18 protein-coding genes are annotated in these 26,522 nt (G+C 67.2%); 5 read left to right on the top strand and 13 right to left on the bottom strand.

The window, feature by feature from the left end; all coding sequences use genetic code 11:
* Positions 1-68 precede the first annotated feature (68 nt).
* Positions 69-2,747 (top strand): pyruvate, phosphate dikinase, encoded by a 2,679-nt coding sequence (gene ppdK, locus EDF58_RS12685; protein WP_132265938.1) that lies wholly within the window; start codon positions 69-71, stop codon positions 2,745-2,747.
* A 103-nt stretch (positions 2,748-2,850) separates the two neighbouring features.
* Here ppdK and EDF58_RS12680 read toward each other — a convergent pair whose 3' ends face one another.
* Both EDF58_RS12680 and EDF58_RS12675 read right to left on the bottom strand, forming a co-directional pair.
* Complete coding sequence (locus EDF58_RS12680; protein ID WP_132265937.1) at positions 2,851-3,738, bottom strand: LysR family transcriptional regulator; 888 nt, start codon at positions 3,736-3,738, stop codon at positions 2,851-2,853.
* Between the two features lie 58 nt (positions 3,739-3,796).
* The gene (locus EDF58_RS12675) at positions 3,797-5,491 is read right to left on the bottom strand and encodes a glycoside hydrolase family 43 protein (RefSeq protein WP_132265935.1); all 1,695 of its coding nucleotides are present in this window, start codon (positions 5,489-5,491) and stop codon (positions 3,797-3,799) included.
* A gap of 303 nt (positions 5,492-5,794) precedes the next feature.
* Between EDF58_RS12675 and EDF58_RS12670 the strand changes: the two genes are divergently transcribed.
* A complete protein-coding gene (locus EDF58_RS12670) occupies positions 5,795-7,918 on the top strand; it encodes a TonB-dependent siderophore receptor (RefSeq protein WP_243654223.1) in 2,124 nt (707 codons plus the stop codon).
* 59 nt (positions 7,919-7,977) lie between these two features.
* On the opposite strand, the gene EDF58_RS12665 is transcribed toward EDF58_RS12670, so the two are convergent.
* Together EDF58_RS12665 and EDF58_RS12660 are read right to left on the bottom strand one after the other, a co-directional pair.
* Entirely contained in the window at positions 7,978-9,153 is a 1,176-nt protein-coding gene (locus tag EDF58_RS12665) for an amidohydrolase family protein (protein WP_132265932.1), read from the bottom strand.
* Positions 9,150-10,625 carry an amidohydrolase family protein gene (locus EDF58_RS12660; RefSeq protein ID WP_132265930.1) on the bottom strand — a complete coding sequence of 492 codons (1,476 nt, stop codon included), beginning with the start codon at positions 10,623-10,625 and terminating at the stop codon, positions 9,150-9,152. Before EDF58_RS12660 ends, EDF58_RS12665 begins: the two co-directional genes overlap by 4 nt.
* A 94-nt stretch (positions 10,626-10,719) precedes the next feature.
* Here EDF58_RS12660 and EDF58_RS12655 point away from each other — a divergent pair, with 94 nt between their 5' ends.
* Positions 10,720-11,556 carry a LysR family transcriptional regulator gene (locus EDF58_RS12655; RefSeq protein WP_132266250.1) on the top strand — a complete coding sequence of 279 codons (837 nt, stop codon included), beginning with the start codon at positions 10,720-10,722 and terminating at the stop codon, positions 11,554-11,556.
* 115 nt (positions 11,557-11,671) lie between these two features.
* Here the strand turns inward: EDF58_RS12655 and EDF58_RS12650 are convergent, their stop codons facing one another.
* The 4 genes from EDF58_RS12650 to EDF58_RS12635 form a co-directional block, all read right to left on the bottom strand.
* Positions 11,672-12,973, bottom strand: coding sequence for an MFS transporter (locus EDF58_RS12650; protein WP_132265928.1), 1,302 nt, complete (start codon positions 12,971-12,973; stop codon positions 11,672-11,674).
* Positions 12,974-13,093: 120 nt separating this feature from the next.
* A complete protein-coding gene (locus EDF58_RS12645; protein WP_132265926.1) occupies positions 13,094-13,468 on the bottom strand; it encodes a response regulator in 375 nt (124 codons plus the stop codon).
* A gap of 5 nt (positions 13,469-13,473) precedes the next feature.
* Positions 13,474-17,220, bottom strand: coding sequence for a PAS domain S-box protein (locus tag EDF58_RS12640; RefSeq protein WP_132265924.1), 3,747 nt, complete (start codon positions 17,218-17,220; stop codon positions 13,474-13,476).
* A gap of 186 nt (positions 17,221-17,406) precedes the next feature.
* Positions 17,407-18,372, bottom strand: coding sequence for a DUF4424 domain-containing protein (locus EDF58_RS12635; protein ID WP_132265922.1), 966 nt, complete (start codon positions 18,370-18,372; stop codon positions 17,407-17,409).
* Between the two features lie 169 nt (positions 18,373-18,541).
* Here EDF58_RS12635 and EDF58_RS12630 point away from each other — a divergent pair, with 169 nt between their 5' ends.
* Together EDF58_RS12630 and EDF58_RS12625 are read left to right on the top strand one after the other, a co-directional pair.
* On the top strand, positions 18,542-20,023 hold the full coding sequence (locus EDF58_RS12630; protein WP_132265921.1) for a hypothetical protein: 1,482 nt from the start codon (positions 18,542-18,544) through the stop codon (positions 20,021-20,023).
* A 4-nt stretch (positions 20,024-20,027) separates the two neighbouring features.
* On the top strand, positions 20,028-21,143 hold the full coding sequence (locus EDF58_RS12625) for an acyltransferase (protein ID WP_132265919.1): 1,116 nt from the start codon (positions 20,028-20,030) through the stop codon (positions 21,141-21,143).
* Here EDF58_RS12625 and EDF58_RS12620 read toward each other — a convergent pair.
* The 5 genes from EDF58_RS12620 to EDF58_RS12600 form a co-directional block, all read right to left on the bottom strand.
* The gene (locus EDF58_RS12620; protein WP_132265918.1) at positions 21,069-21,545 is read right to left on the bottom strand and encodes a hypothetical protein; all 477 of its coding nucleotides are present in this window, start codon (positions 21,543-21,545) and stop codon (positions 21,069-21,071) included. The two genes, EDF58_RS12625 and EDF58_RS12620, sit on opposite strands and share 75 nt — an antisense overlap.
* A 78-nt stretch (positions 21,546-21,623) precedes the next feature.
* Positions 21,624-22,667, bottom strand: coding sequence for a spore coat U domain-containing protein (locus EDF58_RS12615; RefSeq protein ID WP_132265916.1), 1,044 nt, complete (start codon positions 22,665-22,667; stop codon positions 21,624-21,626).
* On the bottom strand, positions 22,655-25,084 hold the full coding sequence (locus tag EDF58_RS12610; RefSeq protein WP_132265914.1) for a fimbria/pilus outer membrane usher protein: 2,430 nt from the start codon (positions 25,082-25,084) through the stop codon (positions 22,655-22,657). Before EDF58_RS12610 ends, EDF58_RS12615 begins: the two co-directional genes overlap by 13 nt.
* Positions 25,085-25,118: 34 nt before the next feature.
* The gene (locus EDF58_RS12605; RefSeq protein WP_132265912.1) at positions 25,119-25,886 is read right to left on the bottom strand and encodes a molecular chaperone; all 768 of its coding nucleotides are present in this window, start codon (positions 25,884-25,886) and stop codon (positions 25,119-25,121) included.
* Positions 25,887-25,928: 42 nt separating this feature from the next.
* Complete coding sequence (locus EDF58_RS12600) at positions 25,929-26,519, bottom strand: spore coat U domain-containing protein (protein WP_132265910.1); 591 nt, start codon at positions 26,517-26,519, stop codon at positions 25,929-25,931.
* Positions 26,520-26,522 lie beyond the last annotated feature (3 nt).

Genomic DNA, 26,522 nt, shown 5'->3' with positions numbered 1-26,522 from the left:
CGCAGCAAAGTGCCGAATCCCGGTTCGGGCACGATAACGCTCCTGGCAGCAACGAGGTATTTCGATCCATGACGGCTTTGACTGAAACGCGCTACGTCTATCGCTTCGGTGGCGGCGTCGACGATGGTGGCAAGGGCGACAAGAACCTCCTTGGCGGCAAGGGCGCGAACCTCGACGGCATGGCTGCGATCGGCCTGCCGGTTCCCCCGGGCTTCACCATCACCACCGAGATGTGCACGCGCTACTACACGGACGGCGGCGTCTATCCCGAAAGCGTGAAGGCCGAAGTGGCAGAGGGCATCGCCCATATCCAGCAGGTGACCGGCAAGACCTTCGGCAACATCGCCGATCCGCTGCTGGTCTCCGTGCGTTCGGGCGCGCGCATCTCGATGCCGGGCATGATGGACACCGTGCTCAACCTCGGTCTCAATGACCAGACGGTCGAGGGCCTCGCCCAGACCTCGGGCGACGAGCGCTTTGCCTGGGACAGCTATCGCCGCTTCATCCAGATGTATTCGGACGTCGTGCTCGAACTCGATCACGGTGCCTTCGAGGAAGCGCTGGACATCGCGAAGGAAGACCGCGGCTACGACCTCGACACCGAGATGACCGCTGCCGACTGGAAGATCCTGGTCGCCGAATACAAGGCCATCGTCGAGAAGCTCTGGGACAAGCCTTTCCCGCAGGACGTGCACGACCAGCTCTGGGGTGCGATCGGCGCCGTGTTCGGTTCCTGGCAGTCGGACCGCGCCAAGGTCTATCGCCGCCTGAACTCCATCCCCGGTGAATGGGGTACGGCCGTCAACGTGCAGGCCATGGTCTTCGGCAACATGGGCGAAACCTCGGCCACCGGCGTCGCCTTCACCCGTGACCCCGCCACCGGCGAGAACGCGTACTACGGCGAATATCTCATCAATGCCCAGGGCGAGGACGTCGTCGCCGGCATCCGCACGCCGCAGTACCTCACCAAGGACGCCCGCGAGCGTGCCGGTGCCCGGGCCGCCTCGATGGAAGAGGCCATGCCCGAGACCTATGGCGAACTCGCCGGTGTGTTCGAAGTGCTGGAAAAGCACTACCGCGACATGCAGGACATCGAGTTCACGGTGCAGCAGGGCAAGCTCTGGATGCTCCAGACCCGCTCGGGCAAGCGCACCGCCAAGGCCGCGCTGAAGATCGCGGTCGACATGGCGCGCGAAGGTCTCATCAGCGAGGAAGAGGCCGTTGCCCGCGTCGATCCCGCCGCGCTCGACCAGCTGCTTCACCCCACGCTCGATCCCGATGCGCCGCGCGACGTGCTCACCAAGGGCCTGCCTGCATCGCCGGGCGCAGCTTCGGGCGCGATCGTGCTCGATGCCGATACCGCCGAAAAGCTGGCCGAGCAGGGCAAGGCCGTGATCCTTGTCCGCGTGGAAACCAGCCCTGAGGACATCCACGGCATGCATGCCGCCCGCGGTATCCTGACCGCACGCGGCGGCATGACCAGCCACGCCGCCGTCGTGGCGCGCGGCATGGGCCGCCCCTGCGTCTCGGGCGCCGGCAGCCTGCAGATCGACAATGTCGCTCGCACCATGCGCATCGATGGGCGTGTCCTGAAGGAAGGCGACACCGTCACCATCGACGGCGCCACCGGCGAAGTCATGGCCGGCGAAGTGGCCACCGTGCAGCCGGAACTCGCCGGTGACTTCGGCACGCTGATGGAATGGGCCGACAAGGTTCGCCGTCTCAAGGTCCGCGCCAATGCGGAAACGCCGCTGGATTGCCGCACCGCGCGCGAATTCGGCGCCGAGGGCGTCGGGCTCTGCCGCACCGAACACATGTTCTTCGATGCCGCCCGCATCACTGCCGTGCGCGAGATGATCCTGGCCGAGGGCGAGGCCGAGCGCCGCGCCGCGCTGGCCAAGCTGCTGCCCGAACAGCGTGATGACTTCGCGGAGATCTTCACGGTCATGGCCGGTCTGCCGGTAACGATCCGCCTGCTCGATCCGCCGCTTCACGAATTCCTGCCCCATGCCGAGGCCGAATTCGAAGACGTGGCGCGTGCCGCCGGCGTCAGCGTAGACACGCTCAAGCGCCGCGCTGCGGAGCTGCACGAGGTCAACCCGATGCTCGGCCATCGCGGCTGCCGCCTCGGCGTGACTTACCCGGAGATCTACGAGATGCAGGCCCGCGCGATCTTCGAGGCGGCGCTCATCGTCAAGGAGAACACCGGCGAGGCGCCGATCCCCGAAGTGATGATCCCGCTGGTCGCCACCCGCAAGGAGCTGGAGCTGATGAAGGCCATTGTCGACCGCGTTGCGGCCGAAGTCTTAAGCGAGCGCGGCGCCACCGTGGACTACCTCGTGGGCACGATGATCGAGCTGCCGCGCGCTGCGCTCAAGGCGGGCGAGATCGCGGAGCTGGGCGAATTCTTCTCGTTCGGCACCAACGATCTCACCCAGACGACCATCGGCATCAGCCGTGACGATGCCAGCCGCTTCCTGACGCATTATGTCGACAAGGGCATCTTCGCCCGCGATCCTTTCGTCAGCCTCGACGTGGACGGTGTCGGCGAACTGATCGAACTGGCCGCGGAACGTGGCCGCAAGACGCGCCCCGATATCAAGCTGGGCATCTGCGGTGAGCATGGCGGCGATCCGGCCTCCATCGCTTTCTGCGAAAAGACCGGCCTCGATTACGTCTCGGCCTCGCCTTACCGCGTGCCGATCGCACGCCTGGCGGCGGCGCAGGCGGCACTTGCCAACAAGTAAGTCATAACCGCGTCGGGGAGGAGGAGCGACCTGACCGGGAATGCGGATCGCGCGCGATAGCGTGCGGTCCGCATTTGCTTTGGCCATTGCGAAACGTCGGCCTTCAGCGGCCGGCGGAGCGTTCCACCAGGAAGTCGATCAGCAGTCGCGCCGGGCCGGACAGGCTGGCGCCGTTGGCGGCGATCAGCATCTGGCGCTCGGCCCAGTTCTCGTCGAGTTCCACCAGTTTGAGACCCATGGGCACGATGAAGTTCTTGGCGGCTTCGCTGGGCAGGACGCCGATGCCGAAGCCGGCCTGGATCATGCGGCAGACCGCGTCATAGCTGTCTACGGCCGCGCGCAGGCGGAAGGACCAGCCCTGTTCGTCGGCAGCACGGGCGAGGAGGCGGGTATTGGCGGTATCGTAGCCCATTTGCACGAATTCGTGCTCGGCCAGATCGTGGAAGCGAACCGAATGGGTGCCGAACAGCAAGTGCGGCGGGGCGACCACGGTGAGCCGGTCGCATCGGTATTTCCAGGTATCGAGACCCACCGTTCCCGGCTCTTCCATGATGACGCCCACTTGCGCTTCGCCGGCGCGAAGGCGGCCGACGATCTCTGCGGAGTAGACCTCCTGGATGTTGAGGCGGATCTTGTCGTTGGCGTGGCCGAAAGCGGCGAGGTCGGCGGGCAGGAACTGGGTGATCGCCGAAGTGCAGGCGAGAATGTCGACGCTGCCTTTCAGACCGTTGGCGTAGTCGGAGAGGTCGGACACCGCCAGCCCGATGTCGCGCATGATGCGCTGGGCATGGGCCAGCAGGGCATTCCCCGCCGCCGTCGGCGTCACGCCGCGCCCGTTGCGGACCAGCAGTTGCACGCCGAGGTCCTGCTCCAGCTGCGTGAGCCGGCGGCTGATCGCGCCGATGGCGAGGTTCGCCTCGTCGGCCGCCCGCGACAGGCTCCCCAGCTCCGCAACGCGAATGAACAGCTGCAGGGTCGTCAGGTTGAGCATCGGATTTCGCGCGTTACGGCCATGAGCCGGTCTCTATAGTGCGCAACGACCCCCGCGGCTAGCGCGCCGCGGCGGCTCGCGCTTGCCAGGCATAGGGGCCGACCACCGTACCTACGAAGCCGCCTGCCGATTTGGTGCTGAGAAAGCGCACGTCGACGTTCTGCGCCAATGTGGCGCGCTGGCCATTTGTGGCATAGGTCATGTCCACGCTGGCGCCTTTGAAGTGGAGGAAGAGCGTGACCGGCCCGGTGCCTGCGAAGGGCTGCGAAGCGATCTCACGCTCGGGCGCATCGCCATCGCGCACGAGAAGGGCCACGCGGGTGGTGCCCTGTTTGCGGAGAAGGCCGAAGAACAGGTAGGCCTTGTCGGACTGGACGGCGGCCAGTCCCGCGCGGTCGCCATCGGCGGCTGGCGCGTAGCGCAAGTCCACCGATATGGCGGCGTCATGGTGCTGCTGCCGCCTGCCCACGAAGGCGGGGGCGGCGGAGAGGTCGCCCAGCGGGGTCGCGCCTTCCAGCACCAGCGAGCCGTTTTCCAGCTTGTAGAACGGCGCGCGGGGCGTGCGCAGGCCGATCCAGGCCATGCCCAGCCGGTCGCCGTGGAACGTGTCGCGGTAGCTGTAGTCTCCCGAGGCAGCCGGTGCGGCGGCCCCGGCGGGCAGGTCCGGCCGAGCCGCGACCAGCGGGATGGCCTTGTCGGCCGGCAGGATACGCGGCCAGCCATCCTGCCAGGTGACGGGGAGCAGGAATGTCTCGCGGCCGATGTTGTAGTTATCGCCTTCATAGGGCCGGGTCGCGAGGAACGTTGCCCACCACTTGCCGTCCTGCGTTTCGACGAGCTTGGCATGCCCGGCGGAAGTGACCGGGTTGGCCCGCGCGGGATCGAGCGACCTCTGGCTGAGAATGGGATTGCCGGACCAGGGCACGAACGGCCCGCGCACGCTGCGGGAGCGGAAGACGACTTCGCTGTGCTGCTCTCCGGTGCCGCCTTCCGCGGCGATGAGGTAGTATTGGCCATCGCGGCGGAGCAAGTGCGGCCCTTCGATCCAGACCGGTTTGCGTGCCAGGTCCACGCCTCCGTTGACGATCTGCGTCGCTGCGCCGACCATCTTGCCGGCGTGCCAGTCGAATTCCTGAACCCAGATCGCGCGGTGCCCTTCGTAGAGCGCAGTCCCGCTCGGCGCCCGGTTGTTGACGATGAAGGCGCGGTCTCCTTCCCAGTAGAGCGAGGGATCGATACCTTCGAACGACAGCCAGACCGGGGCCGACCAGGGGCCTTTGGCGTCCTTCGCGGTCATCACGAAATTGCCGCCGCAATCGACGCAAGTGCCCAGCAGGTAGAACGTGCCCGCATGCCAGGAGATGTCCGGGGCGAACATCCCGCGCGAGCTTCGCAGGCCCGCGAAGTCGAATTGATCCGGCCGGTCGATGGCGTTGCCGATCTGGCGCCAGTTCACGAGGTCGGACGAAGCGAAGACCGGCAGTCCGGGATAGTGCGCGAAGGAGGAATTGACGAGGTAGTAGGTGTCGCCCACGCGCGTCGCCGAAGGATCGGGATAGTAGCCGGGGAGGATCGGGTTACGATATTCTCCCGGGCCGGGCTCCACGGCGTCCTGGCTGCGGCCCTGGTAGGCAAAATTGTCGAAGCGGGCGCCGCGATCCGGTTCTGCCGCGCGTGCTGCCGGCATGGGGGACGCCAGAAAAGGCAAGGCGCCGGCGGCGAGCAGGAATGCAGCGCGAACGGATTTCAGCAATGGTTCTCTCCCTTTGCGGGAGAGCTTAGGTCACGCTTGTTGGTAACGCTACCATAAACCGGGCACGCCGTGATCGAGGCCGCGAGGCGGCCCGGTCGGCGTAAATCGCACCTTCCTGGTTGTGGCGCATATCCCACACAAAGACGAGACAGGTTGTTTAATTAACCAGCAATCTCTCAGCAATCTTGCGAGCCAGTCGCATTATCACTAGTGGCGCGATCGCGACTCATTATCGATATCGAAAGGCAGTTTATGTTTCGAACGACGGTCCGCGGCCGCCTTCTCGTTGGAGCAGCTACCGGCATGGTGGCCATTTCCCTCCTCCCCGTTGCCGCACAGGCTGCGGCGGCCGATTCCGACGACACCATCGTCGTCAAGGGTGACCGTTCCGCAACCGTGGCCTCCTCGGGCACGAAGAGCGATGTTCCGCTGGCGGAAACGCCGCAGTCGGTGTCGGTGATCGACGCGTCCACGATCGCCGAGCTGGGCATTCAGAACCTCAACCAGGCCTTGCGTTATGTGGCCGGCGTCACGCCGGAAACGCGTGGTTCCTCGGCCGAGGTCTACGATCAGTTCAAGCTGCGCGGCTTCGATGCGCCGGTCTATCTCGATGGCCTGAAGATGTTCTCCAGCGGCTCGGGCTATGCGACGCCGCAAGTGGACATGTCGCGCCTGGACCGCATCGAAGTGGTGAAGGGCCCGGCATCGGCGCTCTACGGCTCATCCAGCCCGGGCGGCTTCGTCAACGAGCAGAGCAAGCTGCCGATCGACCGCGATTTCTACGGCGCCGTGTCCGGCACCTACGGCAATTACAGCAATTACCGCATCGATGGCGACGTGGGCGGCAAGGTGGGCGAAACCGTCCTCTGGCGCCTCTACGGCAGCGCCAACGGGGCCGATGCCCAGCAGCGCTACGGCAAGCGCCGCCGCGAAACCGTTTCCGGAGCCGTGACGTTGGGCGCCGGCACCTCGACCACGTTCACGGTGCTCGGCGCCTACTCGCACGATCCGTTCAACGGCAACTACGGCGTGTTCCCGGCCAGCGGTACCCTGTTCGACAACGCCAACGGCAAGATCTCGACCAAGTTCTACGGCGGCGAGCCGGACGACTTCTTCAAGCGTGAGCAGGCCGCGGGTACCTTCATCTTCCGCCACGATTTCGGCAATGGCTGGGCCTTCCGCTCGTCTGGCCGCTACCAGTACGTGAAGACCCGTCTGGGTATCGTCTATACCTCGGGAACGCCGGTCGAAACGGACAGCACGGTCTACAACCGCGCGTCCTATGCGACGAACGAGCAGCTCAACAACTGGACTTACGACAACCAGCTTTCCGGAGAGTTCACCACGGGTTCGGTGCACCACTCGGTCCTGTTCGGTGTGGACCGCCAGGTTGCCCATTCAACCGAGCTTTACGCTTTTGGATCGGCGACCACGATCGACGCGTACAATCCGGTCTATGGAACGATCGCAACGCCCGCGAACCCTTACGTGGTTCCAGGCTATGACGCGGACTTCAATTACGATCCGAACAATTACTCCGAGCCTGGCTACACCGCCACCCGCCAGCGCCAGCAAGGCATCTACGCGCAGGACCGCATCTCGGTGGGTAATCTGGACGTGACGCTCGGCGGCCGGCAGGACTGGGCGCGTCTGGAGCAGAACGGCTCGGTGCAGACCAACCGCAAGTTCACCTGGCGTGCGGCGGCGCTCTACAAGACCGAACTCGGCCTGTCGCCTTACGTGACCTACTCCACCTCGTTCGAACCGCAGTCCTCGGTGCTGGAAAGCGGCGAACTGGCCAAGCCTTCGGTCGGCAAGCAGATCGAGGCGGGCGCCAAGTACCAGGTTCCCGGCACCGATATCCTGCTGACCGGCGCCTGGTTCCAGATCAACCAGACCAATGTGGTGGTTTCCGACCCGGTGACGTTCACCGCGTTCCAGTCGGGCGAGGTCCGCTCGCGCGGGGTCGAGGTGGAGGCCAGCGGGTCGCTGCCCTACGACTTCAACTTCCGGGTTGCCTTCAGCACCCAGAATGTGAAGGTCCTTGAGGACGTCAATACGGACAACGTCGGCAAGGGCCTGGCGACTGTCGGCAAGGGCGGCATCTCGGCCAACCTGGCCTGGGCGCCGAAGTCCGGTTCGCTGGAAGGCTTCTCGATCGGCGGCGGTGTTCGCCATGTCGACAAGGTCTATGCCGGCAGCCTCGATGGCACGACCACGATCTACACCCCGTCCTACACCGTGTTCGACGGCCTGCTCCGCTACAATCTGGGCAAGCTGAATCCGGATCTCGGCGGCGTGACCATCGGCCTGAACGCCACCAATATCTTCGACAAGAAGTACCTGACGAGCTGCTTCGCGGCTTACAGCTGGTGCTGGTACGGCAACCGTCGCACCGTGCAGGGGACCATCGGCTTCACTTGGTAAGCCGGCCCGACGCGGTCACGAAAGGCCCCGCAGCGTACCGGACGCTGCGGGGCTTTCCTTTATCGGATCGGCGCGCCGAGGGGTTTGCCGTGACGGAAGACCCGGCGTTCCGAGGGCGGGGCGGCCACGGCCGCCGCCGCACTCACGGCCGGAAGCGCCACGAAGCTGGCCTCTGCGCCCACTTGCAGGCCCCGGCCTTCGAGGCCGAGCGAGACGGCGGCCTCGGTCGTCGCCATGGCCAGCGCCACGGCAAGATCCTCGTCCCGGTAGAAGCCCGAGCGATAGCCGATCAGCATCGCCCGCTGGAGCATGTCGCCATTGCCATAGGGCCACCAGGCGTCGCGGATATTGTCGTTCCCGGCAAAGACCCGCACGCCATGTTCGCGCAGGCGCAGAATGGGCGGAAAGGCGCGATCTCCCGGCGCGTTGGTCATGATCGCCACCCCGGCGTCGGCCAGGGCACGGGCAATCGTGTCGAGCACCGGAAGTTCCACGTCGCCCAGGGCATAGGCATGGCTCACCGTCACCCGGCCGCAGAGGCCCAGCGCCCGGGTGCGCGCGGCAATGCGGTGCAATTGCTCAACGCCCGGCAGTCCGGCCTCGTGCAGATGGATGTCGATCTTGGCACCGCGCCGCTCGGCAAGGCCGAAGACGATGCCGAGATGAGCTTCGGAATCGCCGTCCATTCCTTCGGGATCGATCCCGCCCACCACTTCCGCGCCTTCGCGGATGGCGGCGTCGAGAATGTCGGCCGTGCCGGGGCAAGTGACGATGCCTGCCTGCGGGAAGGCCACCAGTTCGATGTCCATCTGGCCGCGCCATTTCTCACGGGCGGCCATGACCGCGTGAAGATGCGAGAGCCCGGTCGTGGCATCGACATCCACATGGCTGCGCATCGCCACGGTGCCCAGGCTGGCGGCCTGACCGATCAGCACGTCGGCGCGGACCGCGGCAGGGCGCACGTCGGCGAGCATGGCTTTCTCCACCGCGAGCCGTTCGCGCAGGCTGGCGGCGGGGCGATGGGGTTGCCACGGTTCGCCGAAGAAGCTCTTGTCGAGGTGGATATGGCCGTCGACGAAGCCCGGCAGCACCAGGTGTCCGCCCAGGTCCACGCGCCCGGCGTTATCGTCGGCGGCAAGGTCGGGACCGATTGCCACGAAGCGGCCGCCCGAAACCGCCAGGTCGGCCAGGCTGCCGTCCGGGAGCAGGGCGCCGGTGAAGAGCTGCTCTATCATTGCGTGGCTCCGGCCTTGTCGGCGATGTTCCAGGCCGCGACCTTGTTCTTCGTATCCGTCAGCATCCCGTCCAGCGCCTTGCGGTCATAGAGCTTGCCGTTCATGATGACGGCGCGGATCGCGCGGGTGGCGGCGATGTCCTTCAGCGGATTGCGGTCCAGCAGGACGAGATCGGCCGCCTTGCCCGGGGCGACGGCGCCATAGCGGCCTAGCAGGCCGAACCAGGCGGGACCGGCGCGGGTCGCGGCGGACAGGGCCTGCGCCGGGGTGAGGCCTTCCTTCACGAAGAGGCTCAGTTCGTCGTGCAGGCCGATGCCGGGATAGTTGAAGGAATTGAGGAAGCCCGCATCGGTGCCCGCGATCACGGTGACGCCCGCCTTTTCCAGCAGCGGCAGCACCGCCGCCATGCGCTGGAAGTGCGCATGGCGCGCCTCGATCGCGGCAGCACCTGCCTTTGCGGCGCGTTCGATGCGCCATTCGTAGGTCTTGCGCAGTTTCGGACCGATATAGGCGAGATAGGAATCGTGCGCGTGATCGTCGGCATCGAGCCAGGCGAGGATGCGGCTGCCGTTCAGCGTGGGTGTGACGAAGACGCCTTTCTGCGCGAAGTTGCGATAGGAGGCCATGGCCGTCGCCGTGTCGAACCCGCTGTCGAGCCGGCGATTGGCCTCGGCGCGGTCGATGCGGCCCGCGGCGAAATCGGCGGCGATCGCCGCCTCGTCCTTCACACCGGCCTTGTAGGCATAGTCGATGTGTTCGATCGAGCTGATCCCGGCATCTACCGCCTGGCCGACGGTCAGCGCCATCGGGATATGGCCGGAGCTTCGCAGCCCGCGCGCCTTGGCCTGCGAGACGGCATAGAGGAACAGTTGCGGGTCCAGCGTGCTGTCGGTGATCTTCACGAAGTCGACTTTGTCCCGGTCCTGGAGTCGGGCCAGCGCCGCATCGACATCGGCCTTGCTGCCGACTTCGATCGTGCCTTTCCAGACCGGCTTGATCCCCTCGATCTTGGCGCCGGACGTCAGCAGGCGGGGGCCGAACAGGGTGCCGCCGGCGATCTCGCCGCGCCAGGACAGGACCTGGTCAGGAAGGTCGCCCGAACAGTCGCGGATGGTGGTGATGCCGTGAGCGACATAGAGCGGCAGCAGCGCCTTGTTCTCCTCGACGAGGTCCGGGCCGCCGCCGAAATGAACGTGCATGTCCCAGAGGCCGGGGATCAGGAAGCGTCCCTTGCCCTCGACCACGCTCTGCGCATGCCAGGCCCGGGCGATCTCGCCGTCCTTGCCGACTGCCACGACATCCTTGCCGCGCAGCACGACCGCCTGCTCGCCGATGGCGCGCGCGTGTTCGACGTCTATGACCGTGACGTGGCGGATCATCATGTCAGCGCTGTCGGTGACCGGTGCGCCGGCGGCGAGGGCGGAGGTCGTGGAGGCGAGGAGGGCGACGATCAGCGGGGCGACGAACTTCATGGCGGAAGGCTCCTTTTCCGCAAATCTACGCCGCCGCGTTATCATTCACAAATTAGATATTGGCATGTACATCATTCGCTCTATGAATGAAAATATGCTCGATCCCCGTCTCCTGCGCAGTTTCGTCGCCATTGCCGATACCGGCCATTTCACCCGCGCGGCAGAGCGACTGGGCATGACGCAGTCGACGATAAGCCAGCAACTCGGACGATTGGAAGACATGGCGGGCCATGCCCTGATCGATCGCGCCGCGCGGCCGGTGCGTCCGACGCCGATGGGCGAACGCCTGCTGGGCCACGCCCGCCGCATCCTGCAGCTCGATGAGGAAGCACAGAGCCTGCTGCGCGATCCGGCGGGCACGGCGGCGATCTCCATCGGCATGCCGGAAGACCTGGCGACGCTTGCCATGGCGCAGGGTCTGGCGCGTTTCGCTGCCCGCAACAGCCGGATCAGGCTGGACGTGGTCACCGGGCTGAGCCGCGATCTGGCCGGGCGGTACCGGCAGGGGGAATTCGACATCGTCGTCGTCAAGGAAGACCAGCCCGCCGCGGATTGCCGCGCCAGCTTCCCGGAGCCGCTGGGCTGGTTTGCCGGTCCCGGCCACGCGGTGGAGGCGCGCGATCCTCTGCCCTTGGTGACGTTTCCCAACGGCGGCCTCTACCGCGACACGATGTTCCGCGAACTGGAGGCTATCGGCCGCCGCTGGTACGTCGCCTTTTCCGGCAGCAGCCTGCAGAGCGTGCTTGCGGCAGTCTCTGCGGGCATGGGGATTTCGCTGCTGCCGATTTCGGTGACGCAGGGGCAGGGGCTGCGCCGGGTCGACGGCCTGGGCGAGGCGACGCCCATGGTCGTCTCGCTCTATGCGCGCGAGGATCAGGAGCCGATCGGCGATCTGGTGGCGCTGACCTCGAAAGTGTTGGAGAACCGGTGACCCTCCGCCCCGGCAATGGGGCAGAGGGTGGCTGCGCCTTCGGGCAGGCTACCGGGGTCCTCGCGCCGGGCGGCCGAGGTGAAGCGCAAGTCGGGCCGCGCGCGATCGGAACGCTCTAGTCTTCGAGGATGAGCCCGTGATGCCGCGTCTCGCGCATCCGCACATAGACCACCAGCGAGATGGCGATCATGACCGAGACGTAGATGTAGAAGGCCTGCTCCATGCCTGCCTGCTTGAACCACAGGGCCACGAATTCGGCCGTGCCGCCGAACATGGTGTTGGCCAGGGCATAGGGCAGGGCAACGCCCAGCGCGCGGATATGGGCGGGGAACAGCTCGGCCTTCACCACGGCATTGATCGAGGTATAGCCGGTGACGATCACCAGCCCGGCCATCACCAGCAGCCCGGCGACCAGGGGATTGCGGGTTTCCGCAAGCGTGGCGAAGATCGGGTATGTGCAGAGCACGCCGAATACCCCGAAGCCGATCATCAGCGGCTTGCGGCCCACCCGGTCGGACAGGGCGCCGGCCAGCGGCTGGAGCAGCATGAACACGAAGAGCGTGACGCCGTTGATCTCGGAAGCGGTCTCGCGGCTGAGGCCGCTGGTGTTGACCAGGAACTTCTGCATGTAGATCGAATAGGCGTAGAACGCGATCGTGCCGCCCGCCGTCAGCAGCATGACCGTCAGGGTTTCTCGCGGGTGATGGCGGATCAGTTCGAGGAAGCCGGACTCCGGTGCCCCCTCGGCGCGGGCTTTCTCGAAGCTGTGCGTTTCGGCCATGCCCCGGCGCAGGCGGAACACCAGAACCGCCAGGGCGCCGCCGATCACGAAGGGAATGCGCCAGCCCCAGGCATCGAGCTGGGCCTCGGTCAGCAGCGCCTGGAGCACCAGCAGGACGCAGATCGCCACGAGCTGCCCGGCAATCAGGGTGACGTACTGGAAGCTGGAAAAGAACCCGCGCCGGTCGCGTCCGGCCATCTCGGAGAGGTAGGTGGCGCTGGCGCCATATTCGCCGCCGACGGAAAGGCCCTGCATCAGCCGCGCCAGCACCAGCAGCAGCGGCGCGCCGATGCCGATGGACTGGTAGGACGGCGTCACCGCGATCAGCAGCGACCCCGCGCACATGAGCGCCACCGACAGCGTGAGCCCGCTCTTGCGGCCCTTGCGGTCGGCATAGATGCCCATCAACCAGGCGCCGACCGGACGCATCAGGAACCCGACCGCGAAGATCGCCGCCGCGCTCAGAAGCTGGGCGGTCCGGTCCTCGTCCGGGAAGAAATGCGGCGCGAAGTAGAGCGTGAAGGCCGAATAGGCGTACCAATCGTACCACTCGACCAGATTGCCGGTGGAGCCCGCGACAATGGCCTTCAGCCGCTGGCGGCGGTCGGGGGCGACGGGTGGCGGGGTTGTCGACATCGGGATGCGCCCTCTTGCTGGTCGTCCTGCCGCGGCACCGGGCGGAACGAGCGGACGGTTATGGGAATTGGCTGGCAAGGTCCAGAAAGCAGGTCGAGGGCGCCGGGAGGAAACCCCGGCTCAGCCCCGGGCCTGCTCCAGCGCTTTCAGGGCTTCGGTCAGCTGCGCGAAAGTGTAGGGCTTGTTCAGCATGAAGGCCGGCGGATGGGGCAGATCCCAATTGCCGCCGCCACTGGCGATGGCGAAGGGCACCGCGCGGGCACCAAGCTCGGCGATGATGGGATCGGCGCGCTCGCCGGCCAGGTTCATGTCGATGACGGCCACGTCGAACTCCTCGTCGCGCCCCGCTTCCAGTGCCGAGGCGAGGGTGGCGTAAGGACCGACCACGCGGCAGCCCAGGTCGTCGAGCATTTCCTCCAGCAGCATCGCCACCAGAATTTCGTCTTCGGCCACCAGAACGCGCAGCCCTTCCACTTCGGGGTTCCCCTCGATCATTTGCGTCAATCCTCGATGCTTTCGCGTATCCGCTTCGCCAGTGCATCCATGGCGAAGGGCTTTGTTATCATGGCCATGCCCGGTTCCAGAAATCCGGCGGCAAGCGCGGCGTTCTCGGCATAGCCGGTCATGAACAGCACTTTCAGGCCGGGCCGCGCGGAGCGGCCGCCATCGGCAACCTGGCGGCCATTCAGGCCGGGCAGGCCGATGTCGGTGATGAGCAGGTCGATGCGCTGGTCGGATTGCAGTATTTCCAGGCCGGAGGGCCCGTCCGCCGCCTCGATGGCCTTGTAGCCGAGTTCGTCCAGCACTTCTATGATGAGGCCGCGCACCACGGCCTCGTCCTCGACCACCAGCACGACTTCGCCTTCGACCGCTGCGGGCAGGTGGCCCGCATGTCCGGCATGCTCGTCCGCTTCTTCGACGCCGCGATGGCGTGGCAGGAAGAGCTTGACGCTGGTGCCCATGCCTTCCTCGGAATAGATCCGGGCATAGCCTTCGGACTGCCGTGCAAAGCCGTAGATCATCGAGAGGCCGAGCCCGGTTCCCTGTCCCATCGGCTTGGTGGTGAAGAACGGTTCGAAGGCCCGGTCGCTCACTTCGCGCGTCATGCCCACGCCGGTATCGCTGATCGCGATGCAGACATATTGCCCGGGCCGCAGGTCGCGCTGCTGGACGACGGATTGGTCGTCGAAATGGGCGTTGCACGTCTCGATGGTCAGCTTGCCGCCGTCCGGCATGGCATCGCGGGCATTGATGACCAGGTTGAGAATCGCGCTTTCGAGCTGGTTGGGATCGCAGCGGGTCTGCCAGAGCCCTTCGGAAAGCCCGAACTCCAGCTTGATGTGCTCTCCCAGCGTCCGCCGCAGCATGTCCTCCATCGAGGCGATCAGCGGGTTCGCGCGGACCGGGCGCGGGTCCAGCGGCTGGCGGCGCGAGAACGCGAGAAGACGGTGCGTCAGCGAGGCGGCGCGCTCGGCGGAGGCCTTCGCGCCTTGCAGCCAGCGTTCGAGATCGCCGGTACGCCCTTGCGCCAGGCGGTTGTGCATCATGTCCAGGCTGCCGGTGATGCCCTGGAGCAGGTTGTTGAAATCATGGGCAATGCCCCCGGTCAACTGGCCGACCGCCTCCATCTTCTGGCTCTGGCGAAGCGCATCCTCCATGGCGCGCTGTTCGGTGACATCGCGGCCCACGGCGTGAATGCGGCCGCCGTCCGGCACGGCGGTCCAGGCAATCAGGCGGTAGTCGCCGCCGCGGGTGCGATGACGGTTTTCGAAAGCGAGCATCCCGGCGGAGGCGCGGTCCGGCGCGCCAGCTTTGCCCGCGCCCGGTCCTCCCTGGTCCTCCTCCCCTTCATCAGGGGCCGTATTGAACAGGCCCGAACTGCTCGCCAGCCGCGTCAGGGCCGAAGCGGTGACGGCGCGGTCGTCGGGATGGACGAAAGCGGCGATCCGGCGGCCCAGCATCTCGCCCTCATGCCAGCCCAGCAGCCTCTCGGCGGAAGGGTTGACCGCCGTGATCAGGCCGGCATGGTCGCAGACCAGCATGAGGTCGCGGCTGATCGACCAGAGCCGGTCGCGATCCTGCGCAAAGGCGGCCTCGGCCTGTTTCTGGGCCTCGATCTCGGTATTGGTGCCAATCCAGGCCGTGGTCTCGCCCTGGGCATCGACGAGCGGCAGCGCGCGGGAGAGGTGCCAGCGATAACCCTCCTGCGCGTCGAGCAGCCGGAACTCGGTCTCGAAAACTTCGCCGGTCTTTACCGAGTGGGCCCATTTCGTCCGGGCATCCTCCCGGTCGTCAGGGTGGAGCACCGCGTTCCAGCCATCGTTGCCCAGGCTTTCGCGGGTACGTCCGGTATAGGCGTAGACACGCTCGTTGAACCAGTCGATCTGGCCGTCCGCCCGCGCGGTCCAGACCTGGTTGGGCATGTTCTGCGCCAGCGTGCTGAACTGCGCCTCGCTCTTTTCGAGCGCGCGCTGGATGCGGCGGCGGTCGGTCACGTCCTGCACCACGCCGATCATGCGGGCAGGGCGGCCCTCGCTGTCGAATTCGAACTCGGCCTTGCGGGCGATCACCCGCTCTTCGTCGGTGTCGGCGCGGTGGACCCGGTACTCCACGTCGAGCTGGGTCGCTCCCTGCTGGCGCCGGATCCAGGTGGATACGAGGTACCGGTCTTCCGGGACGACCAGGCCCTCGATCAGCTCGGTCGGCGGCGATCCGCCCGGCTGGGTGCTGGGATCGATACCGAAGATGCGCCAGAATTCCTCGGTGCCGTCGATCTTGTTGGCCGCGATGTCGATGGCGAAGAGACCCACCCCGCCCGCGCGCTGCGCGCGGCGGAGCCGTTCTTCGCTCTCCTCCAGCGCCTGACGGGCACGGTGTTCGGGCGTCCGGTCGCGCATGAGCTTGACGAAGCCGATCGCCTCGTCGGCAGGGCCGCGCAGCGGGGTCATTTCGCTGAGGCCCCAGAACCGCTCTCCCGACTTGCGCAAGTGCCAGCGCGCATCATGGGCGCGGCCGGTCTCCAGCGCTTCCTTGCGCTTCGCCGCGGGACGGCCGAGTGCGCGGTCCTCAGGGGTGAAGAACGTGGCCATCGGCTGGCCCAGCATTTCCTGCTCGCTCCAGCCGAGCATGGCGGCAGCGCCCGCGTTCCACAGAGTGATGCGGCCATCGGGATCGGTGGCGACGATGCCGTAGTCTATCGCGCTGTCCAGGATCTGGCGGTTGAACACTTCCCGTTCGCGCAGCTGCCCCTCCGCGCCCACGCGCTGGACGTGCGCCCACGACCTTTCGGTCACTTCGCGGATGACGCCGAGTTCGTAGTCGCTCCAGTCGTGCGGCTTGCGGTCGTGGATCGCCATCAGCGCGATCAGGTGGCCCTGTTTCACCAGCGGCATGCAGACCGTGGCGGCAATGCCGATATTCTCGAATGTCTCCGCTTCCTCGGGCGCGAGTTCGCGGCGGTTGTCGGCGATGATGAGCGGCCGCCCGGCATTGAGGTCCTGCACCGCGCGCACGCCGAAATCGGCAAGGCTGTAGTGGCCGACGATGGATGGCGAACCGGCCGCGTGCCAGTCGCCGCGAATGGTGAAGCCGTCGCCGTCGCGGTCCATGTCGGCATAGGCGCAGTTGGACAGCCCCAGATGCTGGGCGGTCATGCGTGTCGTGGTCGCCAGGATCTGGTCGGCATCGCGGCTGTCGCGCACGGCCCGGCCCAGATCGTCGAGGAAGCGCAGGCGGGTCTCGCTCTGCTGCAAGGCCTGGCGTGCGGCATGGGCCTCGGTCGTTTCCACCACGACGGCGATCACGCCCGCCGGGACGCCGTCGTCGCCAGGGACGGGGGAATAGTCGAGGTTGAGCCAGACCTCCTCCGGGCGCCCGTGGCGGTGCAGGGTCAGCACATGGTCGCGATAGCTGAGCGTTCCGCCGGAGAGGCCCACTTTCATGACGTTGTCGTTGAAGTCCGCCACTTCCTCCCAGCCGTCACGCACGTTCGAACCGAGCAGGCGGCTGTCCCGCGCGCCGGCGAAGTGGGAATAGGCATCGTTGTAGATCATGACGCCGCTCTCGCCCCAGAGCAGCACCAGCGGCACGGGGGAAGGCAGCATGAAGCCCACGGTCTGCTTCAGGCTGGCTTGCCAGCCGGCGATCGGGCCAAGCGCCGTCGCGCTCCAGTCATGCGCGGCGATACGGCGTGCGAGACCTCCGCCGTGGGACAGGAACCCTTCGGCCTCGTACTCGCCGTGTTTCATCGACCCCACCTCCTGTGCGCCCACCCGCCCGTGCCCCACCCATAGGCGCGCGACCCCGAGTGCGCCCGGCCCCGCCAAGGCTTTAGCCTATCCGCAGTCGGGACACGGCGAAATGCAGAACTCCCGGAAATGTTGCCAGTTCCCGCAAGGGGCGCAAGAGGCGACGTTTTTCGCCTTTTTAGCGTCTTACTCCGAAGCCTGATCGCCGGTGCGGCGTTGCAGGAAAAGGATCGAGAGGTCGCGTTCCGGTCGCCAGTCCGTCTTCGTCATCTCGAAACGGGTCGCACCGATCTTGCGCACGCCTGCTCCGCAGAAGCTGACGAGATCCTCGGGGCGTTCCTTGTCGACCACCAGGCGAAAGCGGCCGATCGGTTTCTTCCAGTTCCCGGCCGTCACCAGGATGTAGTCCAGCCAGGCCTCCGAGTAGATGATTTTGGCCGCCTCCGCCCGGCGCAAGGTGGCGAGCAGCGCTGGCTCTATGCAATAGTTCCGCACGGCCTGCGGCTCGGGATCGCTGCCGAGCAAGGTGCCGACGGTACCGCCCACCGAGGGCTGGTAGCGATGCTCGACGACGACGGGCACGCCGGCGGGAAAGCGCTGCATCCAGTGGTAGGTCGTTTCCAGCGTCCAGGCGGGATAGCCGTCGGCATCGACAAGGCCAAGCCGCTCGGCTTCCGCGCGCGCGGAGGGGGCAAGGCGGTCCACTGCCTCCTGCGCGGGGCCAAGATGAGGCGCCAGCGGCACCGCATGGGCGCGCAGCCAGGCGGCGCGGTCGACCTTGCCGGCCATGGCCTTCTGTTCGATCTCCATGGTCACCGGCTTGCCGTCCACCTTTGTCCGAAAGCCCAGGAAGTTGTCGGGCGAGTCCACCGGGATCGCGATGTCCACCTCGAAGAAGGCGCGGCCGCCCACGGCTGGCAGGGGGAAAGCCACGCGGCTGACCACGTCCTGGCCGCTGGTATTGACGAACGTGTAGCGCACCTTGACGGCCGACCGCGAGATTTCCAGGTCCTCGGTGCGCATCTCGATGGCATCGCTTTTGGTCAGGACCAGCCCGCCGGCAGCAAGCTGCGCAGAGGAATCGTTGGCCAGCGCCTCGCTCGGAAGGACCGAAAGCAGCGCCGCGACGGCGGCATAGGACGTTCTCCACATGAACCGGTCCTAGCCCGCCCAGTGCCCTGGTTTCAATCGCTTGCGATGCCGCTGCCATGCCAGGACCGTTCCGTGGGCGCGGCGGGCAGAGTTAACGCTTCATTCGCCAAGCCACGCTACACGCCGTTGCAGCGACCTTGTCGGGACGCGACTTTGCGGAGCTTGTTTCTTGGCGCGTTGGTCTGACCGGATAGTGGTGTTCGCCGCGGTGCTGCTGCTGGGCCTTGCGCTCGTCTGGACCTGCCTGCAACGCGGGCCGTGGTACGACGAGTTCTACACCCAGTTCGTGACCCGTCCCGGCCTGTCCTGGTTCACCGCGCTGCGCGAGAGCTGGATGGCCGACAATCATCCGCCGCTTTACTACATCCTGGCCCGGGCGACATCGTGGCTGGGGTCGATTGCGCAGCACCGCCTGCTCAACGTCGCGCTCGGCGCGCTGGCTCTGGCAGGGGCAGCCGTCATCGTGCGCGATGTTCCCCGGCTCGCACCGGCCGCCACGGTTACGACGCTGGCGCTCGCCGCCAATCCTTGGGCGTTGATCGCGGGCAGCGAGCTGCGCTCCTACTTCCTCTCGCTTTGCGCGGGGACCGTGTTCGCCCTGGGCCTCTGCGCGATCCGGTTGACCGGCGCGGCGGGCGGAAAGGCGCGCCAGACGGCATTCTGGGCCGCCGCGCTGCTGGCGTTCAACACCCATATCATCACCTCGCTGGCCTGCGCCGCGATCGCCCTGCCGTTCCTTTTCGCGGCCGCGCTGCGGCGCAACGGGGCTGAAGTGCGCGCGGTCGGCGCGCCGGTCGTGGCGGGAGGGCTGGTCTTTGCAGCCGTGACAGCGCTCCAGTTGCCGGTCTGGCTAGCCAATACGGCGGTGTTCTGGATCGAGCCGGGGTTCGATTCCGCCCGCTGGTCGGTCGAATGGGCGTTGCTGCGGACACTGGAAGCGAACCCGTTGGTGCTGGTCGGCGCGCTTGCCGGGGCCGGATTGCTCGCCCGGGACGTGCTGGTCCTGAAGAGACCGCGCGGCGAGGCGGGCGCGCTGGCGCTTCTTGCGGCAGGGGTGGTTCTGGCCGCTGGCGGGCTGGTGGTCCTCCACCTCCTGCGGCCGATTTTGGTCGAGAAATATCTCATGGCGCTGGTTGCCGCCCTCTGCGTGGGCATGGGGCTGGCGGGCGGGAGGTTGCTGGAAGGGCTTGCGTCGCACTGGCGTTCGCTGGCGCTCGTCTCGGGACTGGCGGCGACGGTCTGGGCCCTGTTCCAGAACGTGCCGCTGGCGGTGGAGCGGATCAGCTGGCTGAATACCGGGCGGGCGATTGCGCGCGAGGTCGCGCTCTGCCCCGGCACCGTCGTGCATACCGACCCGTTCTGGAATGCCGAAGTCATGGCGATGAAGCCGCGCGACAATGCGCAAGTCGTGCCGTTCGCCTATCGCTATATAGCGCAGTCCTTCGGTTTCGCGCTGGCGCCCGCTGGATCGCGAACGATGGGGCAGGAATGCCCGACCGTGTTCTGGGGCGAGCATGACAGCAAGCGTCAGTTCGATGCGGGCGCGGTGGCGGCGCATTTGCGCCAGTCCGGCTTCGCGGTGGAAGGCATGGACTTCCGGCGGCTTGGCGATGGCTGGATCGCCGTGATCCCGCCGCGTAACCCGCGGTGACCGCATGACGGGTTCCCCTGCCGGCCAGGCGTCCCGCAAGCTCTGGAGCATCCAGGCGCTGCGCGGGTTGGCGGCCCTTGCGGTCGTGGCCTACCATGCCGCGCGCCATCTCGGTAAGGCCGTGGACGCGTCCGCGATCACGCGCCTGACCCAGCCGGGCCATGCCGGGGTGGACCTGTTCTTCGTGCTCTCCGGCTTCATCATCCTCCACGTTCACCGGGCGGACATCGGGCGTCCGCAGGCCCTGCGACGCTATGTCTGGCAGCGCTTTGCCCGGCTCATGCCGATCTATTGGGTGGCACTGGCGGCGACCATCGCGCTCATGCTTCCCCGCCATGCGGACGAAGTGACCGCGGCAGGCGTGGCGCTTTCGGCCAGCCTCCTGCCGACGGTTCAAGACCCCTTGCTGGGCGTCGCCTGGACGCTTCAGCACGAGATGCTGTTCTACGGCGCCTTCGCGTTGCTGATCCTCAATCGGCGGCTCGGCCTGTGCTTTCTGGCGCTCTGGCTGGGCTGGGGGATAAGTCAGTTCTGCGGGCTCGTTCCGAGCGGACTGGACGTTCCGCGCCTGACCAGCGTGTTCAATCTGCAGTTCCTGTTCGGCATGATGGCCGCTGCTGCTGTCGCCTCCGGCCGCCTCAACCATGGCCGCCGCCTCGCGGCGTTTTCGGCCCTGCTCCTGGTGGTGGTCGGGATGCTGGAAGCAACCGGGCGGATGGACGGCTATGGCAGTGTGGCCCGCCTAGCCTACGGCGCTCCCTCGGCCCTGCTGATTGCGGGTCTGGCGGGCTGGGAAGGGCAGGCGGCCAAGCCTGTAAGCGTTCCGGGGGTGCTCACGGCGCTGGGCGACGCCTCCTACAGCCTTTACCTCTTCCACCTTCTGGGGATCGGGGTGGCCTGGCAGCTATGGCTTCGCGCCGGACTGGATCCCGCCGAGAATCTCGCGGCCTGCTACCTGTTCCTGCTGGCCGGAGCCACGGGGTGCGGTCTTGCGTGCCATTACGGCATAGAGAGGCCCTTGCTGCAATATCTGCGGTCGCGGCGATCAGCCGGGCTTGCGCGTGGCCAGCCGCGCGATACGCTTGATCCGGCGGTATCCGCTCCGCCGCCCACGCGCTGAAGGCTCGGCTTCCGACCGAACCCTTTGCAGCAGCGCACGCAGTTCTGCAGGCGTGGGATCCCGTTCCTCGCCGATGCGGGCGACCAGCGCGGGATAGTGCCACTTCGCCTGACCGACGGGCCGCGCCTCCACGCTTTCGGCACGGGTAGCTCCGCTCGTGGCCCAGAACAGCAGACCCGCCACGGCGACACATCCGAAGGTCAGTGTGGTGGCCCAGAGGCTCCCTCTGCCCACGCCCAGTACCAGCACGGCGACCAGTAGCGCCGACAGGCCCAGTCCGGCCGCCATCGGGTGATGCATGCGCAGCGCGGCCTTGACGCAGAGCACTGTTGCCGCCGTCACAAGCAGGGCGCTGACGGTGATTTCCAGGATCGCTTGCCCAAGAATGGTCAGGATCGTCATGAAAGGCTCCTCTCCCAAGAATGCCAGTTACAACTATATCGTATCGCGACGGAAAAGCCAAGTCGCCGACCCGGACGATCAGAAGGCCACATCGATGCGGATCGTGTCGCTATAGGCTCCGGCAGGCGGCGTGACCTGGCCAGGCAGGAGGGCCGCGCGGTAGGTATAGCCTTGCGAGGTCAGCGAATCGTAAGTCCCGGCATTGCTGTCTGCCGAGGCGCTGCTGCGGCGAGCGGAGCCGGTCGCGCCCCAGCGGTCGGTGGAACTGGCGGTCTTGTAGATTTCGTACTGGAGGTAGTTGGCGGTGGTGCCCGCACGCATGCGGCGTAGGCCGCTGGCCGCATTGCTGCCGTCGTCCAGGCCGACCGTGTAGGCGGTGCCGGCACTGCAGCGGATCAGGATCGTCCGCGTGATGGGATTGAAGCTGCCCACCAGCGGCGCCGAGCCGAAAGCGGCAGTGGGCGCGGTGATGATGCAGTCGTTCTGCACGACCAGGGTGATGGAAATCCGCACGGCCGTGCCCGTCCCCCAATTCGTGGGCGTGCCGAGTAGCGGCCGCACGAAACCGGGGCTGGAATCGTAGGCCAGACAGACCGCCACCCCCAGAGTGCAGACCGAATAGAACCAGCGCACATCGAGGAACCCCGTGTAGGTTCCGGCCCTTAGCGCGGATGTCGCGGTAGTGCGGAAGTAGATCGGGATCGAATTGTTGGTCCCGCTGAAGAGGCTGAGCAGCGTTGTCGAAGACAGGTTCTGCAAGGTGCCGATGGTCAGCGGCGTGCCGTTCTGCGCCAATGAGGCGACGAAGGGGATCGTCTGGCCGCTCGGCCCGGTCAACAGGAATGTCGAGGCGTCGACGCGCAAGGCGACGTAGTGGGTCGCCAGCAGGGCCAGCGCGACATCGCATTGCAGTCCGGACGAACCGCTCCCCTGCTGGGCAGTGCTGGCCACGCTGTAGGAACTGACGCTGCCGAGGTTGGTGCTGGCGGCGGATACGGTGCAGGCGGCGGCGCGCTGCGGTGAGAGAGCGAGCGCGAGGAACAGCGCGAGCGCGGGAAGGAACCGGCTCGCAGGTCGGCGGCCAAGAGGGGCAGGGAGCTGGCGTGCTATCAGGGCCGACATGTCAGGGTTCCCAGGTCGAGGATGTCATCGCGGGGCGGACCGGCGCTGAACTGGACGCGGCAGCTCGCGTCTTCGGGAAGGGCAACTTCCAGCGCGTTTTCCGGGGCGACGTTCTCGAGATAGAGCATGCCGTCCCACCCGACGTAGGTTCTGGCCCCATGGTTCAGCGTGACCGGCGTTCCTGCGGGAAGTGGCTGCCCCGCTGCATCGACGATCACCGCGCGCGCGGCGGCGACGCGCGCCACCGGGAAGCGCACCACGTAGCCGCTGCCCGCCGCCACCGCCACGCGCTGGCTCACCCGGTCGGCCTGGACACTGGGGGGCAGGGCGAGCGTGTCGATGTCGTAATGCGCCGGATACCAGGCGCTTGCGGCGGGAACGAGGAGTTGCCCGTTGCGGTCGGTCTCGCCGATGACCTGGTTTTCGTAGCGGACGGGGATGCCGGCCTCGCCATTGGTGGAAACGAGGGCGAAAGCGTCGGTCACGCGGTTCGCGGCGAACAGGCCGCCGTCCATGAAGACGAGCGCGCCACTGGCACCGAACCACCCGGTCATGCCCCCCGCGCCGCCGTGCGGCTGTCCATAAGCGCCCGCGCGAAGCTGGATGGGCTGCGTGCGCCAGGCCACATCGCCGCGCAGATAAGGGCTGTCGCCTGAGTCGCGGTAGGCGCTGGCGTTCCAGCCGAACCCACCGTCCGTGGGCACCGGCCGCGTGTAGTCCGCCCGCAGCCCGGTCCTGCCGCGATCGTCCCGCGTCAGGCCGCCGCTGACGGAGCCGGTGCCGAGCGGCACTGTCAGGGTCAATGCGCCCGACCAGCTCCGCCGCTCGCCGTCTCCGCCCGAGAATTCTCGCGAGAGCGTGGCGTAGATGCGGCTCTGGCCCCAGAGCGGAAGTGTCCAGGAGAGGTTGGCGAAGCGGGCATTGCGGGCATTCTCCTGCCGCAAGTCGAAGATGCCAACGCCCAGGGTGCCGGTGCTGCCCAGGGCGAGGCTGGCCGTGGCCGCCGTCTGGCGTTCCCAGCCTTCGTCCTCGCGTTCCAGGCGGCCCAGATCGGTGTAGCCGCGGTCATGCCGGGTATGGCGCAGCCCGAGTGAGAACGTCCGCGCCTGATATTCATAGCCGACTGCCAGTTCCCCGCCCGCGCGTGCGCCGAAGCTGCGGCTGTAGGAGGCGCTGACGATGCCGAGATTGCCGATCCGCGCCACGCCCCCGGCACCGAGCACATGCATGTCCCGCGTCGTCTCGGCGCGCATTTCCAGCGTCAGTCCGCTTGTCAGGCCGTGGCGGGCATAGGCGCTGCCGGCCACTGCGCCATAGTCGAAGCTGCGCAGGCCGTAATTGCGCCGAAAGGCTCCGGCGGCGATGGAATAGTCGGTGAAGCCGGCGCGCAGCAGGGTACTGCTGACGTAGAACGGAACGGAGGTCACCACGCTGCGGCCATGGACGTCGGTGACGATCAGGTTGGCCAGCCCGCTGCCGGAGATCGGCGGCAGGGTGTCGAGCGCGAAAGGTCCGGGATTGACGCGGCTGCCGGCGATCCGCTGGCCGTTGACCACCAGGTCCACGGTCGAGGGCAACGCGGCATTGCCCGCGAACTCGGGCAGCGGATAGGTGATGACGTCGGGCCGGACCGAGAAATCGCGGGACACTTGCGCGCCGCCGAGCCGAACCGCGGGCGCCCAGGACAGCGATCGGGTGATGACGTCGCCCGCTTCCACGGTGGTCATGCTGCGCTCGTCCGACCAGCGCCAATATGTGTCGTAGCGCATGTAGGGGCTTTGCGCGGCTGGCCCGCCGCCGACGCGCAGGGCGCCCGTGGTGGAGAAGATGCCGGCGGGTCCGAATATCCGCGCCTCGTGCCACAGCGAGGCCTGGAAACCGATGCCGCCGCCGCCGGTGGCATAAGCGTCGTAGTTGAGCAGGGCGCCCATGTCGCGCATGGCCGGGCGAAAGCCGCCTTGCTCCGTGCCGATCCGCTGGGCCGGCAGGTATTTCGGCAGGACGGTGAGATGAAGCTGCTGGCGCCCCGCGTCATAGTCCGCAACAACGCCGTCGAGACTGTCGAGGTAGAGCCGTTCCTCGGTAACGGACAGCACCATTCCGGCCCGGCGCAGGTCTTCCGCCCGCACCAGGAAACGCGGCCCTGCCTTGATGAGCGAGGCCACCACGCCGCTGTCCATGCCGTTGACCAGCAGTTCCAGCTCCAGCCTTTGCTCGGCGTCGAAGTCGACCCGTTCGGGCGGCGGGGGAAGCTCGGTGAAGACGTCAAGACCGGGCGCCGCGCTGGCGATCGCCGGGGCGGGGGCAGCCAGACACTCCGGTGCCAGGGCGAGGCCCGCCAGCGCCGTGATCGCGGGAATGCCGCCGGTCCGCGACATCCAGGCCGGGCGCGATCGATCCGGTAAGGCTCCCGGCATTCCGGCTCATTCCGGCCCTGTCGTCATGTGCCGGTCATTCCGGCAGCCGTTCGATGCGGGCCATCGCCTTGCCGTTGAGAGTCGCCTCCAGGTCTCCGGCGGCGTCGACGCCTTCGGGTAGCGGCCAGCGCATCGTCGCGCCGGGCAGGACGTAGCCGAACAGCCCCTCGTTGAGGCTCGAGCGCTTGCCGTTGCCCGAAAAGGCCACGCCGCTCAGGCGGGCATGGCCGCCGCCGCTGTTGCGGATCTCCAGGAACCGGCCGCCCGCCTCGGATACCGGGCGCCAGGCCAGTCGTGGCGGCGGAGCCGGCGCCTTCTTGCGGGCATCCTCGGGCCTGGCATAGGAAAACAGCGGCAACGAATAGCGCATGCGGAATGTGACCGTCGCGCCCGGCGTGGTCTGCGCATCGGCCGTGGGGATCTGGTCCACCACGACGCGGTAAGGCTTTTCGGGCACGCCCGGCGGCGGGACGAGGCGGGTGAGGCGCACCAGTTGCCGCTCGCCCGGCGCTATGGTGAGGATCGGCGGAGTGCCCAGGATATCGTTCTGGGCGGCATAGACGTTCTCGCCGTTCTGCTGGGCCCAGGCATAGACGCGGACTTGCAGCGTAATGGGCGCCTTCCCCGGATTTTCGAGCCAGAGTGCGGCCGCAGGCTGGTCGCCCTCGATCACCGGGCTGACCGGCCAGAGCAGCAGCGAGCCGGCCGACTGGGCCAGCGCCGGTCCGGCAGCCGGCACCAGGGCGCTGGAGGCAATCGCGGCACCGAGGGCGAGTTTAAACGACAGAACGGCGGCCTTCATCGGTGGCTCCTCGGAGGTGGCGGGGCGAAAAGGGGGCGCTGGTCACCATGTCAACGTGACGATCAGGGTGTCGGTATAGGTTCCGGGCGGCATGGTTCCGGAGGGTGTCAGCGCGGCAAAGATCGGAAGGCGCACGTCCTCGCTGTTGGTCGAGCCGATGCTGTTGCCGTAGGCCGTGCCGGCCACGATCGGCAGGGTGCAGGCCGCATCGCGGCAGAGCGCATAGGGGATGCGCGCGGTGGTCGTGCCGGTGCGTTGAAGGTTGCGCTGGCCCGAGGCGGCATGGGTGCCGCCGTCGATGGTCATGATGAGGTTTACGCCCGGCGTGCAGCGCAGCCGGATGGCCTGGCCGGTGGTGGTGGTGGCCGTCCTTTGCTGGGTAGAAAAGGTGGAGACCGTGCCGAAGTCCAGCGTGCCGACCCGTCCCGCATTGCCGCTGGAGCCAAGCCCGTCGACCAGGCAACCGGGCGTGACCGTGGCGGTGACGTCGAATGTCGCCGTCGTGGCCGCCCTTGCGCCGGCGGCGCCAAACGTGGCCCCGGCCGCGAGGATGCCGGCAGCAAGAGCGACGCTGGAGGCGGGAAAGGCAGGCGCAGAACGCCTTCCCGCCGCGGCAGGGCGGTCGGAGGGCATGAC

It is taken from the genome of Novosphingobium sp. PhB57 (genome assembly GCF_004342985.1).
Classification (GTDB): Bacteria; Pseudomonadota; Alphaproteobacteria; order Sphingomonadales; family Sphingomonadaceae; genus Novosphingobium.
Note: the sequence above shows the minus strand (reverse complement) of the source record. Positions and strands in the feature narration are given on the sequence as shown.